The organism is Burkholderia sp. AU27893, from assembly GCF_002223205.1.
Taxonomy (GTDB): Bacteria; Pseudomonadota; Gammaproteobacteria; order Burkholderiales; family Burkholderiaceae; genus Burkholderia.
Window position 1 is genome coordinate 2,215,221 of the sequence record NZ_NKFD01000001.1, and the last position, 15,505, is coordinate 2,230,725.

General features: G+C 67.4%; 15 protein-coding genes. 6 read left to right on the forward strand and 9 right to left on the reverse strand.

Going from position 1 to position 15,505, the window contains the following annotated elements:
• The first annotated feature begins 5 nt into the window (after window positions 1-5).
• The 3 genes from CFB47_RS10460 (at window position 6) to CFB47_RS41560 (ending at window position 4,251) form a co-directional block, all read left to right on the forward strand.
• On the forward strand, window positions 6-1,673 hold the full coding sequence (locus CFB47_RS10460) for a bifunctional protein tyrosine phosphatase family protein/NAD(P)/FAD-dependent oxidoreductase (RefSeq protein ID WP_089461126.1): 1,668 nt from the start codon (window positions 6-8) through the stop codon (window positions 1,671-1,673).
• 18 nt (window positions 1,674-1,691) lie between these two features.
• Window positions 1,692-2,498 carry a sulfite exporter TauE/SafE family protein gene (locus CFB47_RS10465; RefSeq protein WP_089461127.1) on the forward strand — a complete coding sequence of 269 codons (807 nt, stop codon included), beginning with the start codon at window positions 1,692-1,694 and terminating at the stop codon, window positions 2,496-2,498.
• A 151-nt stretch (window positions 2,499-2,649) separates the two neighbouring features.
• The gene (locus tag CFB47_RS41560; protein WP_089461128.1) at window positions 2,650-4,251 is read left to right on the forward strand and encodes a DUF3472 domain-containing protein; all 1,602 of its coding nucleotides are present in this window, start codon (window positions 2,650-2,652) and stop codon (window positions 4,249-4,251) included.
• A 107-nt stretch (window positions 4,252-4,358) separates the two neighbouring features.
• Here the strand turns inward: CFB47_RS41560 and CFB47_RS10475 are convergent, their stop codons facing one another.
• From CFB47_RS10475 to CFB47_RS10495, 5 genes are all read right to left on the reverse strand, one after another.
• Window positions 4,359-4,760 (reverse strand): hypothetical protein, encoded by a 402-nt coding sequence (locus tag CFB47_RS10475; protein WP_143330828.1) that lies wholly within the window; start codon window positions 4,758-4,760, stop codon window positions 4,359-4,361.
• Between the two features lie 90 nt (window positions 4,761-4,850).
• Window positions 4,851-5,672 carry an ABC transporter permease subunit gene (locus tag CFB47_RS10480; protein ID WP_089431135.1) on the reverse strand — a complete coding sequence of 274 codons (822 nt, stop codon included), beginning with the start codon at window positions 5,670-5,672 and terminating at the stop codon, window positions 4,851-4,853.
• Window positions 5,669-6,595, reverse strand: a complete 927-nt coding sequence (locus tag CFB47_RS10485; protein ID WP_089425520.1) for an ABC transporter permease subunit — start codon at window positions 6,593-6,595, stop codon at window positions 5,669-5,671. Before CFB47_RS10485 ends, CFB47_RS10480 begins: the two co-directional genes overlap by 4 nt.
• Window positions 6,592-7,752, reverse strand: coding sequence for an ABC transporter ATP-binding protein (locus CFB47_RS10490; protein WP_089456287.1), 1,161 nt, complete (start codon window positions 7,750-7,752; stop codon window positions 6,592-6,594). The genes CFB47_RS10485 and CFB47_RS10490 overlap by 4 nt, the downstream gene beginning before the upstream one ends.
• A gap of 85 nt (window positions 7,753-7,837) precedes the next feature.
• A complete protein-coding gene (locus CFB47_RS10495; RefSeq protein ID WP_089440188.1) occupies window positions 7,838-8,932 on the reverse strand; it encodes a polyamine ABC transporter substrate-binding protein in 1,095 nt (364 codons plus the stop codon).
• A 419-nt stretch (window positions 8,933-9,351) separates the two neighbouring features.
• On the opposite strand from CFB47_RS10495, the gene CFB47_RS10500 reads away from it, so the two are divergent.
• Complete coding sequence (locus CFB47_RS10500) at window positions 9,352-9,555, forward strand: DUF1289 domain-containing protein (RefSeq protein WP_010095552.1); 204 nt, start codon at window positions 9,352-9,354, stop codon at window positions 9,553-9,555.
• A gap of 75 nt (window positions 9,556-9,630) precedes the next feature.
• Here the strand turns inward: CFB47_RS10500 and CFB47_RS10505 are convergent, their stop codons facing one another.
• From CFB47_RS10505 to CFB47_RS10515, 3 genes are all read right to left on the reverse strand, one after another.
• On the reverse strand, window positions 9,631-10,272 hold the full coding sequence (locus CFB47_RS10505) for an OmpW family protein (protein WP_089461130.1): 642 nt from the start codon (window positions 10,270-10,272) through the stop codon (window positions 9,631-9,633).
• 65 nt (window positions 10,273-10,337) lie between these two features.
• Window positions 10,338-11,528 (reverse strand): nitronate monooxygenase family protein, encoded by a 1,191-nt coding sequence (locus tag CFB47_RS10510; protein WP_089461131.1) that lies wholly within the window; start codon window positions 11,526-11,528, stop codon window positions 10,338-10,340.
• Window positions 11,529-11,651: 123 nt separating this feature from the next.
• Window positions 11,652-13,088, reverse strand: coding sequence for an aldehyde dehydrogenase family protein (locus CFB47_RS10515; RefSeq protein WP_089461132.1), 1,437 nt, complete (start codon window positions 13,086-13,088; stop codon window positions 11,652-11,654).
• Between the two features lie 134 nt (window positions 13,089-13,222).
• Here CFB47_RS10515 and CFB47_RS10520 point away from each other — a divergent pair, with 134 nt between their 5' ends.
• Window positions 13,223-13,984: a hypothetical protein gene (locus CFB47_RS10520; RefSeq protein ID WP_089461133.1), complete on the forward strand. Its 762-nt coding sequence runs from the start codon at window positions 13,223-13,225 to the stop codon at window positions 13,982-13,984.
• 314 nt (window positions 13,985-14,298) lie between these two features.
• Window positions 14,299-14,664: a hypothetical protein gene (locus CFB47_RS10525; protein ID WP_069248063.1), complete on the forward strand. Its 366-nt coding sequence runs from the start codon at window positions 14,299-14,301 to the stop codon at window positions 14,662-14,664.
• A gap of 131 nt (window positions 14,665-14,795) precedes the next feature.
• Here CFB47_RS10525 and CFB47_RS10530 read toward each other — a convergent pair whose 3' ends face one another.
• Entirely contained in the window at window positions 14,796-15,275 is a 480-nt protein-coding gene (locus tag CFB47_RS10530; RefSeq protein WP_089461134.1) for a DUF2501 domain-containing protein, read from the reverse strand.
• Between the last annotated feature and the right edge of the window lie 230 nt (window positions 15,276-15,505).

Consider the following 15,505-nt stretch of genomic DNA (forward strand, 5'->3'; position numbering starts at 1 on the left):
CCGACATGACCCTCCACAAGCTGACCGACACGCTGTCGGTCTCGCCGCAGATCGCGGCGGCCGACCTGCCCGCGCTTCACGCGGCCGGCATCCGCGCGATCATCTGCAACCGCCCCGACGGCGAAGGCCCCGACCAACCGACCGTCACCGAGATCCGCGCGGCCGCCACGCCGCTCGGCATCGACGTGCATTACCTGCCGGTCGATACCGGCAAGGTGACCGACGACCAGGCCGCGCAGTTCGGCGCGCTCGTCGCGTCGCTCGAAGGGCCGGTGCTCGCGTACTGCCGCAGCGGCACGCGTTCGGCCACGCTGTGGGCGCTGTCGCAAGCCGGCCTGCGTCCGCTGAACGACATCGTCGCGACTGCCGGCGCAGCCGGCTACGACCTGCGCGCGCTCGCGTCGCGGGTCGTGCAAGGCGGCAGGCAGGCAGCACCGGCCGTCGACGCGCGGCACGACATCGTGATCGTCGGCGCCGGCGCGGCCGGCATCGCGGTCGCGTCGAGCCTGCTCGCGCGCGACGCGTCGCTCGACATCGCGGTGATCGATCCGGCCGACGTCCACTACTACCAGCCGGGCTGGACGATGGTCGGCGCGGGCGTGTTCCGGCCCGAGACCACCGCGCGCCGGATGACCGACGTGCTGCCGCGCGGCGTGCACCGGATCCAGGCCGCCGTCGCGGGCTTCGAGCCCAACGCGCACACGGTCGTGCTCGACGGCTGCCGCCGCATCGGCTATCGCAAGCTCGTCGTGTGCCCGGGGCTCAAGCTCGACTGGCACGGGATCGAAGGCCTCGCCGACACGCTCGGCCGCAACGGCGTCACGTCGAACTACCGCTACGATCTCGCGCCGTACACGTGGGAGCTGGTTCGCGCGTTCCGCGGCGGCAACGCGCTCTTCACGCAGCCGCCGATGCCGATCAAGTGCGCGGGCGCGCCGCAGAAGGCGATGTACCTGTCGTGCGACCACTGGCGGCGCGCGGGCCGCCTCGACGCCGCGAACGTCGAGTTCCTGAATGCGGGCGCCGCGCTGTTCGGCGTCGCCGACTACGTGCCCGCGCTGATGGAATACGTGAAAAGCTACGACATCGCGCTGTCGTTCGGCCACAACCTCGTGTCGATCGACGGGCCCGCGCGCCGCGCGACGTTCGCGCGCGCGCTGCCGGACGGCGGCAAGGAAACCGTCGTGCGTGCGTTCGACATGATCCACGTCGTGCCGCCGCAGAAGGCGCCCGACTTCGTGCGATCGAGCCCGCTCGCCGATGCGGCCGGCTGGATCGACGTCGATCCGGCGACGCTGCGGCACAAGCAGTATCCGGACGTCTACGCGCTCGGCGACGCCACCAACACGACCAACGCGAAAACGGCTGCGGCCGCCCGCAAGCAGGCACCCGTCGTCGCACACAACCTGCTCGCGTCGCTCGGCCGCGCGCACGGCGATGCCGCGTACGACGGCTACGGTTCGTGCCCGCTCACCGTCGAGCGCGGCAAGATCGTGCTCGCCGAGTTCCTGTACGGCGGCAAGGTCGCGCCGACCTTCCCCGCGTGGCTGATCGACGGCAAGCGCCCGTCGCGGCTCGCGTGGCTGCTCAAGGAACGCGTGCTGCCGCCGCTCTACTGGAAGGCGATGCTCAAGGGCCGCGAATGGCTCGCGAAGCCCGCGATCGCACGTTGACCGGAGCGCGATGACGTCATGCTGATTTCCCTCGTCCTGGGCGGTTTCGTCGGTGCCGTGCTCGGCCTGACCGGCGCCGGCGGCGGCATCCTCGCGGTGCCGGCGCTCGTCGTCGGCATGAGCTGGCCGATGCAGCAGGCCACGCCCGTCGCGCTCGTCGCGGTGGCGGGCAGCGCCGCGCTCGGCGCGCTCGAAGGTTTCCGCCGCGGGCTCGTGCGCTATCGCGCGGCACTGCTGATGGCCGTGGCCGGCGTGCCGCTGACCACGCTCGGCGTACGGCTTGCGCACGTGCTGCCGCAACGCCTGCTGCTCGCGCTGTTCGCGCTGACGATGCTGGTCGTCGCCGGCCGCCTGTTGCGGCAGGCGCTGCGGCAGGCGCCGGTCGACGCGGAAGCGTCGCCGCTGTGCGTCGGCCGCATCAACCCCGATACCGGCCGGCTCGTGTGGTCCTGGCCGGTCGGCGTCGCGCTGGCATCGACCGGCGCGATGACGGGCCTGATGACGGGATTGCTCGGCGTCGGCGGCGGCTTCGTGATCGTGCCGATGCTGCGCAAGTTCACGAACGTGTCGATGCACGGTGTCGTCGCGACGTCGCTGATGGTGATCGCGCTCGTCGGCACCGGCGGCGTGTTCGCGACGCTTGTTTCCGGCACACGCGCACCGCTCGACGTGACGCTGTGGTTCACCGTCGCGACCGCGCTCGGCATGGCCGCCGGCCGCGGCGCGTCGCGCCACCTCGCCGCGCGGCACGTGCAGGCCGGGTTCGCGGCCGTGCTCGTGTGCGTCGCGCTCGGGCTGCTGGCGAAGGCGGCGTTCGGCGCGTGAGGCGGCGCACGACCGGGCGCGGGAATCGAACCCGCGTCCCGCCCGCGACGCCCTTCGTCCGTCGCGAATTTTTCAGGACCGCATGCTAGACTCGCCGCCACGCGCGTGTGCCTCGCGCGTCGACAACGAATAATTATTCAGGAGTCCGGCCATGCTCGTTTTCTCCGTCAAGCGCGCGGCAGCCGCCGCGTTGCTGCTCGCCCCGCTCACCGCACTCGCCACGCCTGCCTATACGGCGGCGTTGACGCTCGCCAGCCTCTCGCCGTCGGTCGGCGGGACCGACAAGGCGACACTGACACTCACCAACACCGGCACCGAGCCGGCCGCCGCCGGCCTCTTCATCGGCATGCCCGCCGGCTTCACCGCAGGCGGCTTCACGAACGCGTGCGGCGGTTCGCTGGCCAGCGACGGCACCGCGCAGGTCGCGCTGTCGGGCGCAACGGTACCGGCCGGCGGCGCCTGTACCTTCAGCTTCACGCTCGACGTGCCGTCCGTTGCCGCACTGCCGCCGGCAGGCGCGCGCAGTTTCACCGTCACCGGTAATCCGGCGCCCGGTCTCGCGACGCTGTCGTCGAGCACCGCACCGACGCTGTCCGGCTTCCTCGGTTCGACGCCGGGCCTTTACAGCGACACATGGTTTCCGTCGACGGTGCGCAGCGTCGGCACGCTCGACCTGTTCATCACGCCGCAGACCGACCCGGGCCCGAACTCGAACGTGTTCTGGTCGAACCAGGTCAATTCGCTGCACGGCTACACCGGCCTGCAGTCGACCGAGCTGGTGTCGGCCAGCGAAGGCGCCGGCAAGCAATTCCTGTTCAGCCTGTGGGGCGCGACGGCCGCGAAGCCCGGTACGCCCGCGAGCGCCGGCATCGGCGCGGGCAGCCATTGCACGGTCAGCGGCTCGGCGACCGACGGCAGCGCAGGCGCGCAGTGTCGCTATCGCTACGACTGGCAGGCCGGGCACACCTACCGGTTCCGCATCACGCCGGACACGAACCAGGGCCCCGGCTGGTTCAAGAGCAACGTCACCGACGTGACGCCCGGCTCGGCCGGCGACAGCTTCGACATCGGCAGCATCTATGTCGGCACGACGCAGACGCAGGTACCCGTTTCGTCGATCAGCCAGTGGGTCGAATATTTCGACTGGAACTCGAGCCGCACGAGCTGCACGTCGATCGCGTACACCGACGCGCAGTTCAGCATTCGCGCATACGACGCGATCGGCAACACGGTGACGGTGCCGGCACCGTCGGTCACGGTCAACAAGACCTGCCCCGCCGGCGATGCGAACGCGTTCGTCGCGAACGGCGTCGCGACGCTGGTCGGCGGCCCGCAGCAATCGGCGGCCGGCCTCGTGAAAGCGAACGGCGCGTGCCTGACCGCGTCGGGCGGCCTGGCCGACGGCCGTCCCGCGGTACTCGGCGCCTGCCCGACGCTCGCATCGGTGCGCACGTCCGGCGGCACGCACTTCAATCCGCAACTGTGGGTCGTCGCAGGCGACGGCACGCTGCTGACCAAGTACAGCTACTGCCTCACCGCGCAGGCGAACGGCGCACTGCTGCGTACCTGCGCGGCCGGTGCGGCAGATCAGCAATGGCTCGTGAAGGCCGGCGCGGCACCGGGTTCGGCGCAGCTCGTGTCGCAACCGACGGGCCGTTGCCTCGCGCCTGCCGCCGGCGGCACGCTGACCCTGCAGGCATGCACGGCTGCCACGGCAATCTGGACGACGCCCGGCAAGAGCTTCGCGTACTGACCGGCGGCGATCCACGGGAAACGCCCCCCGGCACAACGCCCGGCCCGACTCGTCGTCGGCGCCGGGCGTTTTTTATGCTCGACATCAAACCCGGCGCGGCTTGACGGTCATCCGAGCCATTTGCGCAGCTTGCCGGCAATTCTGGCTCGCTCGACATACCCCAGCGCCGAAACCGCGCATATCGCGCCGACTGCCGCATACAGCAACGCCATTTCCCCGTTCCTTGCGACGTCCGGCCATGCAGCCTTTGTCAGGACCGCAAGAACGGTCAAACCCGCAACGCCGCCCACGATGACCAGCATCGGCAAGACCGCCTTGCGTGAAAGGCGCGTGCTTGCCCGATAGACCGGATACGAAAGCAGCATGGCCACGGGAAAGGCAACCGCGAAAGCAACCACGGCAAAAGCGATCGACACGCCGCCGAAATCATGGACGGACAACAGGCCGATAAGCAAGCCGGCCACGATCGCGGCAGTCAGACTTGCACCCAGCCATTCTGAAATCTTCAATTCTTTCTCCCGCGTCACCAAACAAAACGCCCGGCCCGACTCGTCGTCGGCACCGGGCGTTTTTTTACAGCAGCAATCCCAACCCGAACGTCAGGCCGCGAACCCCGCCATCCGCTTGCGCTCCTGGCGCAGCATCACGAAGTTCGCGATCACGACGCCGGCCGTCACCGCGACGATGAACAGCGTCGCGAGCGCGTTCATCTCCGGGTTCAATCCCAGCCGCACACGCGAGAACACCACGAGCGGCAGCGTCGTCGAGCCGGGGCCCGACAGGAACGCCGACAGCACGAGGTCGTCGATCGACAGCGTGAACGACAGCAGCCAGCCCGCGATCAGCGCCTGCGAGATCAGCGGCAGCGTGATCGTGAAGAACACCTTTAGCGGCGTCGCGCCGAGATCGAGCGCGGCTTCTTCCAGCGACGGATTCAGCTCGCGCACGCGCGACTGCACGATGATCGCGACGTACGAGATGCACAGCATCACGTGGCCGAGCCAGATCGTGAACACGCCGCGCTCGGCCGGCCAGCCGATCCACTTCGCCAGCTCGATGAACAGCAGCAGCAGCGAGATCCCCTGGATCACCTCGGGAATCACGAGCGGCGCGTTGATCATCCCGCTGAACAGCGCGAAACCGCGGAAGCGCCCCATCCGCGCGAGCACGAAGCCGGCCCACGTGCCGATGAACACCGACGCGAACGCGGTCAGCACGCCGATCTTCAGCGACAGCCATGCGGCCGTCAGCAGCTCGTCGTCCTCGACGAGCGCCGCATACCAGCGGAACGAGAAGCCCGACCACACGGTGACGAGCTTCGACTCGTTGAACGAATAGACGATCAGGCTGATGATCGGGATGTACAGGAACGCGAAGCCGGCAAACAGCGCCGCGAACTGCAGGTAACGATTCGGCTTCATCGGCGGCCTCCCTGCTCCTTCGCCTGGAAGTGCTGGAACATCGCCATCGGCACGAGCAGCAGCAGCACCATCGCGCAGGTCACCGCCGACGCCATCGGCCAGTCTGCGTTGTTGAAGAACTCATTCCACATCACGCGGCCGATCATCAGCGTGTTCGCGCCGCCGAGCAGCTCGGGAATCACGTACTCGCCGACCGCCGGGATGAACACGAGCAGGCAGCCCGCGATGATCCCGTTCTTCGACAGCGGCAGCGTGATCTGCACGAACGCCTTCCACGGCTTGGCGCCGAGGTCGTACGCAGCTTCGAGCAGGCGCAGGTCCATCTTCACGAGGTGCGCGTAGAGCGGCATCACGAGGAACGGCAGGTACGAGTACACCATCCCGATGTACACCGCGTAGTTGGTGCGATACAGCTCGATCGGCGTATGCGTGAGGCCGATCCACATCAGGAAGTTGTTCAGCAGCCCGTTGTTCTTCAGGATGCCGATCCACGCGTACACGCGGATCAGGAACGACGTCCAGAACGGCAGCATCACGCCCATCATCAGCAGGTTGCGGGTCGCCGGGTTCGAGCGCGCGATGTAGTACGCCATCGGATAGCCGATCAGCAGGCACAGCAGCGTCGTGATCGCGGCCACCCACACCGAATTCACGTAGGTCGCGAAATACAGGCTGTCCGTGAACAGGAACGCGTAGTGCGACAGGTTCAGCGCGACGTGCACGACGCCGTCGGCATACGACGCAAGCTCCGTGTACGGCGGGATGCCGAGCTGCAGCTCCGCGAAACTGATCTTGACGACCAGCACGAACGGCACGAGGAAGAACAGCACGAGCCACGTGAACGGCCCGGCGACAACCGCCGTGGCGCCCGTCAGGTTGAAGCGCCGCACCGGCCACTCGAGCAGGGACTTGAACGCGGTCATGACGTCAGCACCACGCCGGCCGTCGCGCTCCAGCGCACGTAGATCTCGTCGCCGAGCGCCGGCGTCTCGAGCTCCGAAATCGCGAGGCTCGACACGTTCGCGATCACCGTCTTGCCGCCGTCGAGCTTCACGTGATACAGCGAGTAGCCGCCCATGTAGGCGACGTTGCTGATCCGGCCGCGCGCCCAGTTGAACGCGCCTTCGGGCGGCTTGCGCGTGAGCGCGATCCGTTCGGGGCGCACCGACACGGTGACCGGCATCCCGAGCGGCCCCGAGATCCCGTGGCTCACGTACAGCCGGCTCGGCAGCTCCGGCGACTCGATGTACACGTGGTCGGGCTCGTCCTCGACGGTCACGCCGTCGAACAGGTTCGTCGAGCCGATGAATTCGGCCGAGAAGCGGCTGTTCGGATATTCGTACACCTCGTTCGGCGAGCCGATCTGCACGATCTGCCCTTCGCTCATCACCGCGAGGCGATTGGCCATCGTCATCGCTTCTTCCTGGTCGTGCGTGACCATGATGCAGGTGACGCCGACCTTGTTCAGGATGTTGACGAGCTCGATCTGCGTGCGCTGGCGGATCTGCTTGTCGAGCGCGGACATCGGCTCGTCGAGCAGCAGCAGCTTCGGCCGCTTGACCAGCGAGCGCGCGAGTGCGACGCGCTGCTGCTGGCCGCCGGACAGCTGATGCGGCTTGCGCTTCGCGTACTTGCTCATCTGCACGAGCTCGAGCGCCGATGCGACGCGCTCCTTCAGCTCGGCCTTCGGCGTGCCTTCCTGCTTGAGACCGAACGCGACGTTCGACTCGACCGACATGTGCGGGAACAGCGCATACGACTGGAACATCATGTTCACGGGCCGCTTGTACGGCGGCATCTGCGCGAGGTCCTCGCCGTCGATCAGGATCTTGCCCGACGTGACCGTCTCGAGGCCCGCGAGCATCCGCAGCAACGTCGACTTGCCGCAGCCCGAGCTGCCGAGCAGCGCGAACAGCTCGCCCTGGCGCACGGTCAGGTTGACGCTGCGCACGGCTTCGGTGTCGCCGAATTTCTTGACGACGTCGACGATCTGGACAAAGGACTCGGCGCGCGCATCGGCGCCGGAGGAGGAAACGGAGGACGGCGCGCCCGCGACCGGCGCACCCGACTGGCTATTCATGATGTGCTGCTTCTCTCCTGCGTTGAACGAACAAAGCCCCCGGGGGTACCAGGGGCTTCATGACTGCCGGGAACATCGGCTCGCGTCAGCGGCCCGACTTCAGCTCGGTCCACAGACGCGTCTGCAGACGCTGGATTTCAGGCGGCAGCGGCTTGAGCAGGAACAGCGTCTTCACGACATCGGCCGGCGGATAGACGGCCGGGTCGTTCGCGACGTCGGGCCGCACGTACTTGCGGGCCTCTGCGTTGGCGCTCGGGTAGTACACCGCGTTCGTGATCGCCGCGTGCACCTTCGGATCCTCGATGTAGTTGATCCACTGCAGCGCGGCATCCTTGTTCTTCGCATCCTTCGGGATCGCCATCACGTCGAACCACACCGGCGCGCCGCCCTTCGGAATGTAGTACTCGACCTTGTACGACTTCTTCGCCTCGATCGCGCGATGCTTCGCGATCACGACGTCGCCCGACCAGCCGAACGCGAAGCAGATGTCGCCGCCGACCAGGTCGTTGATGTAGCCCGACGAGTTGAATTGCGTGATGTACGGGCGGATCTTCTTCAGCACGTCCATCGCGGCCTTGTAGTCGGCCGGGTTCGTGCTCATCGGATCCTTGCCGATGTAGTGCAGCGTCGCCGCGAACATCTGGTCGGGTGCGTCGAGCACCGACACGCCGCAGGTCTTCAGCTTCGAGATGTTTTCCGGCTTGAACAGGATGTCCCAGTTGTCGAGCGGCACCTTGCCGAGCGCCTGCTGCGCCTTCGTCAGGTTGTACGCGAGACCGGTCGTGCCGTACGCCCAGGGCACCGAGTATTTGTTGCCCGGATCGGCGCCGGCGACGAGCGCCATCAGTTGCGGATCGAGGTACTTGAGGTTCGGCAGCTTCGACTTGTCGAGCGGCGCGAAGATGCCGGCGGCGATCTGCTTGCCCGCGTAGTTGCTGGTCGGCACGACGATGTCGTAGCCCGAGCTGCCCGTCAGCAGCTTCGCCTGCAGCGTGTCGTCGCTGTCGTAGTTGTCGTAGCGGACCTTGACGCCCGTCTGCTTCTCGAAGTTCGGGATCGTGTCCTTCGCAATGTAGTCCGACCAGTTATAGACATTGAGCTGCGTATCCTTCGCCGCTGCCGCCGATGCACCCACGCACAGCGCGAGCGCTGCGAACCGGCCCACTACCTTTGCTTTCATCCCGCTCTCCCTCCGGCCGGACCGTGTGTCCGGCTGCCGTCTGCCTCGTCATGACGGCGCATTCTGGCGCGCCGCCCCTCGAAAACCCCGAAAACTACCATCATTCGCGCCCCGTCACAAAAAAATCATGCCGGTGTCGCGCAAACGGAACAGATTACCGCCGCCGGCCAGGCTGGCCGCCCGTGCGGCGGGGCGTTCCCGGGGAATTCTATCGGGTAATCGGCGGCTGTCCACCGGGAAAAACGGGCGGCGGCGCACCCGCGTCCGCCGGCCGGACGCGAACCGCCCGGCGGCCGTGCCCGAGCCCGCCGTACTGTCACGCCGCTGCACCGGTACGGCATGCCGGCGGCGCCCGTCCGACCGTCCGGCCGCGATGCATTAAAATGGCGGCTGACGATTCAACGGCGTGAACCCTTCCGATGGCCTCCAATCTCCACGACCTGCCCGACAGCCCCTGCATCGGCGTGTGCTCGACCCTCTTCGACGAAGTCTGCAAGGGCTGCGGCCGCACGGCTGCCGAAGTGTCGAACTGGGTGTTCCTGAGCGACGACGAAAAGCGCGCGGTGTGGGAGCGCATCTCGCGCGAAGGCACCGCGATGCGCTTCCAGTACGACAAGCTGTAAATCCGCCGCGCAAAAAAAGAGCGGCATGCCGACCGCCATGCCGCCAACCCCAACTCTGTTTTTTTCCCGCCGCGTCTAGAACTTCATCCCGACGCCCACGCCGACGATCAGCGGATCGATGTGCAGCGTGCCGATGCCCTTGTCGCCCAGCGTCGCATCGGTGCTCATCCAGATCTTCTTCACGTCGACGTTCATGAAGACCTTCTTCGTCAATTGCACGTCCACGCCGAACTGCAGCGCGGGGCCGAAGCTGCTCTTGTTGATCGACACGCCCTCGCCGCCGACGTTGAGCCCGTTGTTGTAGAAGTACGTGTAGTTCACACCCGCGCCGACGTACGGACGCACCTTGCCGGCATGGTTGAAGTGGTACTGCAGCAGCAGTGTCGGCGGCAGCACGCCCACGCCGCCGAGATTGCCGACGCTCGACGTCAGCTGGTGCCGCGACGTACCCAGGATCAGCTCGACGCCGAGGTAGTCGCGGATCATGTACGTGAAGTCGAGCTCGGGCACGATCGCGTTGTTCACCCCGACGTTGAGCGCGCCCAGCGTATCGCTCGCGCGTTCGTTCGGCTGGATGCTGATCGCGCGCAGCCGAACCAGGACGTCGCCCTGGTTGATGCCGTCGCCCGGCGAGGCTGCGTGCGACAGCGAAGGCAGCGCGGCGAAAGCGGCCGCAACGGCGGCAGCGGTGACACAAGTTCGAATCGTTTTATGCATGGTACGGACCCCCAAAGAATGGTTTCCATTCTCCCTGTAGGGTCTTTTCTTCATCTTGATATTCGTCAAGCCAGCGTAAACGTGGGGCGGTTTGCCGCAGGCTCCGTCGCAGCGCCCGTCAGCAACAGGTCGAGCAGATCGCGCACGCTGCGGATCGCACGGCCGAACGGCAACGCTTCGCGGCCGCGGAAGAACAGCCCGTTCGCGACGTCGCCGCGCAGCGCGGCCGCGAGCCGCGTGTCGATGCAGAAATGGCCGAACTTCTCGATGCCGTCGCGCAAGCCGCATACGCTCAGGCATTCGAGCGCGGTCGGGCAACGCTGCTTCAGCGCACCAAGCTTGGTGCGGATGCGCGTCTCGTTGCGCAGGTAACGATCGAGCCACGGCGTCTTCACCGCGCGCGCGGGCAGCCCCGTCACGCTGACGAAGTCGACGATGTCCTCGGGTGTCGCATCGGCCAGCACGCGCTTGAAGTGCGGATGCGCATCGCCCTCTTCCGTCACCGCGAACGGCGTCCCGACCTGCACGCCGTTCGCGCCGGCGTCGAACGCCGCGCGCACCGCGTCGTGACTGTTGATCCCGCCCGCAACGATCAGCGGGATCGTTTCGCGTGCGAGGCCGAGCGTCGCCATCACCTGGGCGGTCTCGTCGAGCACGCGCGCGAAATCGAAGCGGGGGTCGTGCATGTCGTCGATCTGCGTGACGCCGAGATGGCCGCCCGCATGCGCCGGATGCTCGATCACGATCGCGTCGGGCAGGCGCCCCTTCTTCATCCACTTCTTCAGCACGAGCGCGATCCCGCGGCTGTCCGACAGGATCGGAATCAGCGCGATGTCGTGTCCCTGCGTGAGGTCGGGCAGATCGAGCGGCAGGCCCGCGCCCATCACGATCGCGTCCGCCCCCTCGTCGCACGCCACCCGCACGTAGTCCGCATGCGCGCTCACGGCCTTCATCACGTTGACCGCGATCATCCCGCGCCCTTCGCTGTAGGTCTTCGCGAGGCGGATCTCGCGTGCGAGCGCCTCGAGGTTCGCGGCCTCGAGCGTCGCGCGATCGGGTTGCGCGCGGCAACGCGCGAGCAGGTCCGCATGATGGTGGCGCAGGTCGATGCTCGCGATCGTGCCGACCGCGCCTTCGCGCGCGACGCTGCCCGCGAGCCGGTGCGCGGAGATGCCGACGCCCATGCCGCCCTGCACGACGGGCAACAAGGTGCGGCCGCGAATCGTCAGCGGCGGAAAGGAAGTGCGTACGGTCATCTGAAACCTCGTCGGAACATCGGAACCGCGATGATCGACGATCCACCGACGCGCACCTTGACGCCCGTCAATAAAAAAACGGCACGCGAGCGTGCCGTTTCCGGTTCAGGCCGTGAAAAACGCTCAGGCCGGCTTCGCGGGCTTCAGTTGCATCGACTTGTACTCGAGATATTCCTCGAGCCCGTACACGCCGTTCTCGCGGCCGTGCCCCGACTGCTTGTAGCCGCCGAACGGCGCGGCCATGTTCCATGCGCCGCCGTTGATGTCGACCTGCCCGGTGCGGATGCGGCGCGCGATGCCCATCGCGCGTTCGTCGCTGCCGGCCCACACCGCGCCGCCGAGCCCGTACGGCGAATCATTCGCGATCCGCACGGCCTCGTCTTCATCGCGATACGTGATGATCGACAGCACCGGCCCGAAGATTTCTTCCTGCGCGATCGTCGATTTCGGATCGACGCGACCGAACACGGTCGGCTTCACGAAGAAGCCCTTCGTGAGCCCCTCCGGCAGGCCCGTGCCGCCCGTCACGAGTTCGGCGCCTTCGTCGATCCCGCGTTGGATGTAGTCCTGCACGCGCTGCTGCTGCACGGCCGATGCCAGCGCGCCCAGGCGCGTCGCATCCTGCCGCGGATCGCCGGCGACGTAGCTTTCGGCCGCCGCCTTCGCGAGCTCACGTGCCTCGTCGTAGCGCGCTTCCGGCACCAGCATGCGCGTGTGCGCGGAGCAGGTCTGCCCCGCGTTCAGGTAGCACGCGTTGACCGTGCCCTTCACCGCCATCGCGAAATCGGCATCGTCGAGGATCACCGACGCCGACTTGCCGCCCAGTTCGAGTGCAACGCGCTTGACGCCCGCGGCCGCCAGCTCGGCCACGCGCTTGCCGGCGCGCGTCGAGCCCGTGAACGACACCATGTCGACGTCCGGATCGGTGGCCAGCACTTCACCGACGACCGGGCCGTAGCCGCACACGAGGTTGAACACGCCGGCCGGCAGCGCGGCTTCGTGAATCGCTTCGGCGAGCATGAACGCATTGAGCGGCGCGACTTCGGACGGCTTCAGGACGACCGTGCAGCCGGCCGCGAGCGCCGGCGCGACTTTCAGCGTGATCTGGTTGAGCGGATAGTTCCACGGCGTGATCGCCGCGACGACGCCGACCGGCTCGCGCACGACGAGCGAGTTGCCGACCTGCGCCTCGAACTCGAACGACTCGGCGAGCTTCGCGTACGCCTTCCAGTTGTAGATCGGGCCGCCGACCTGGATCGCGCGCGACAGCTTGATCGGCATCCCGACTTCGCCGGTGATCGACTGCGCGAGTTCCTCGCTGCGCGCCTGCAGATGCTCGACGATCTTGCGCAGGTAGCCCGCGCGCGTCGCGGCCGGCGTGGCCGCCCACGCGTCGAAGGCTGCGCGTGCCGCGCGGATCGCGTCCTGCGCGTCGGACGCGACGCCTTCCGGAATCCGGCCGATCACCGCCTCGGTGCCCGAGTCGATCACGTCGATCGTGCCGATGCCGGCCGGTTTGAGCCACGCGCCGTCGATATAGAACTGGTCGTAGATTTTCATCGCTTTCCGCCTCCAGGAAAGCCGCCATTCTAGCGAGCGTTCCGGTCCGCCGGTGTGACGCGGCGTGACGATTGACAGCCATTCGAAAGGTCTTTAGCCTCGGCGCCTCATTCATCATAAGAAAGGAGAATGCCTTGAGCATCCTGACCAAAATCGAGGGCGGCTATCTTCAGGTGTTGCGCGTGATCGTGCTGTTGTTCGCGACCGCAGTCCTGATCGGCGGGGTCATATTCGGCGTGGTCGCACTCGATGCGCGCCTGTCGACACCGCCGAAGGTCGATTCGGCCATCCAGGTCGATCCGGCATCGTTCGCGTGGGAGAACGATGCGCCCGCCAAGGCCACGCAGGCCACCGGCGGCGCCGCAGCCAAGGACGACAACGCGTCGCCCGCGCTGCGCCTGTCGACGCAACTGTCGGGCATCGTGCAGAAGCACGGCCGCGCGGCCCTGTCGCCGGACTACGCGGTCGATCGCGACGCATACGAGCCGTCGTTCCAGCGCGTGCTCGGCGACGACGACCATCCGGACGTCGCGTACTACGAGCAGCAGATCGCGTATCTCGACAAGGTGCTGTCGCGCACGGACGTCGCGGCCAGCGTCAAGAAGAAGGTCACCGGGCACGGCGACGAATATGCGCGCGAGCAGGCGTACACCGACGTCGTGTCGGCGGTCATGCGCGACTTCTCCGAGCGCTACGACGCACGCCGCACCGCGATCGACAACGAGAAGAAGGCCGTGGAAGAGACCGCTGCCGAGAACGGCCAGACCGCGCGCTACGCGGGCGTCGCCGCGCTCGTCGCGCTGTATTCGTTCGTGTCGCTCGCGGTGCTGATCATCCTGATCCGCGTCGAGCGCAGCATCCGCTCGATCGCGCGCGCCACGCACACGACGACCTGAGTTCGCTCATCGGCAGCCGGGCCCGCACGCCGGGCTGCGGCGGGCCCGCCAACGGGCCCGCTTCATGGCGCCGGCGGCCGTTCCCCGGCCGCCTCATCCCGCGCCGCGCCTCACGCGCTGGCGCACTTTCCGTTCCCGCTACCGCCTCACTTCGCCGTCGGCGATCCTCGCCGGCGCGGCGTCCGTTTCACCACCGCGATGTCAGCATCCGCCCGGGTGCGCGGTCGGGCCCGCATCGTGCTATGTTTTTATTATCGGCACCGGCCCAATGCAACCGGCGCCGCCCGGAATCGACGTATTTCGTGAGCGCTGCCATGTCCGACGCACCCCATATCCTCGGCTCGCAAGACCGCCTGGAACTGCTTTGCTGGCTCACCTGCGGCAATCTCGGCGCGTTTTACCTCAACGAATCATGGCCGGACGCCACGTTCCAGGTCCAGGCCGCGCACCGCTGGCTCGACCGCCATCATCGCCAAGCCGACTGGCTGGCCGTTGCCAAGCTCGCGGCGCTCGCGCAGGACATCGCGAAGCGGCATGCCGGGTTCGTCGATGCGTCGTGGGCGCGCGACGCGGTCGAGGAAATCGTCGATACCGACGATCTCGACTATCGGGCGAAACTCGTGCAATGGGTCTACGAAGACTGCTGCAAGGCGCTCGCCGACAAGCGGCTGGCCGATTGAGTCCATGCGTGCGGGCAGCGGCATCGCGCGGCCGCCCGCCTTCTCCTCGATGATGTGCGCGGGGCGGCCGGCATGGCCTGCGGAAGCGGTACGCATCGCACCGCCCCCTGCGCCGCCGCGCGACGAGTCGCTTACAGCAGCGACTTCGCCTGCGTCAGCACCTTGTCGCAGATCTGCTTGGTCACCTGCTGCTTCAGGCCGCCGCCGCTCAGGTCGAGCTTGCTGCCGTTGCCGGCATCGAGCACCCCGCTCGCGCCGCTGGTATAGCCGCTGTCGGACGATGCGTTGCCGCCGAGCTTGCCGATCAGCGCGTCGTTCACCGACGACGCACCGCCGGACGCCCCGCCGAGATAGTTGTTCTGGATGCAGAACTGCAGCAGGCCGGCGACGTTGCCCGTGCTGCCCGGCGTCAGCGACGCACCGCCCCCGCCCGTCAATGCACCGCCGAGGCCACCGAGATTGCCGAGCGCACCGCCCGCGCTGCCGCCTGAGTCGCCACCGCCGCCGACCTGCTTCAGGACATCGCCCAGCTGCGCATGCGCCACCGAAAACGGCGCGAGCAATCCGATCAGCGCGCCGGCAACGGTCGCGCGGTATAGACGTGCATTCATGTGAAGCCTCCCGGTTGTGATGGCATGAGTACCGCGAATCGAATCCAAGGATACTCAATCGAACCGTGCATGACAGCCTTCGAAGGCGGCCTGAAACGTCAGGCATCGTGATATCGCCGCAATTTGACAAAGCTTGACGGCGGGCCGTGTGCGGAACGTCGGCTTGACGCAGGATCGCGATCGCTGCGCCGGGTCGCCGGCGCGCGTCAAGCGTCATAGAATCGTCGGGC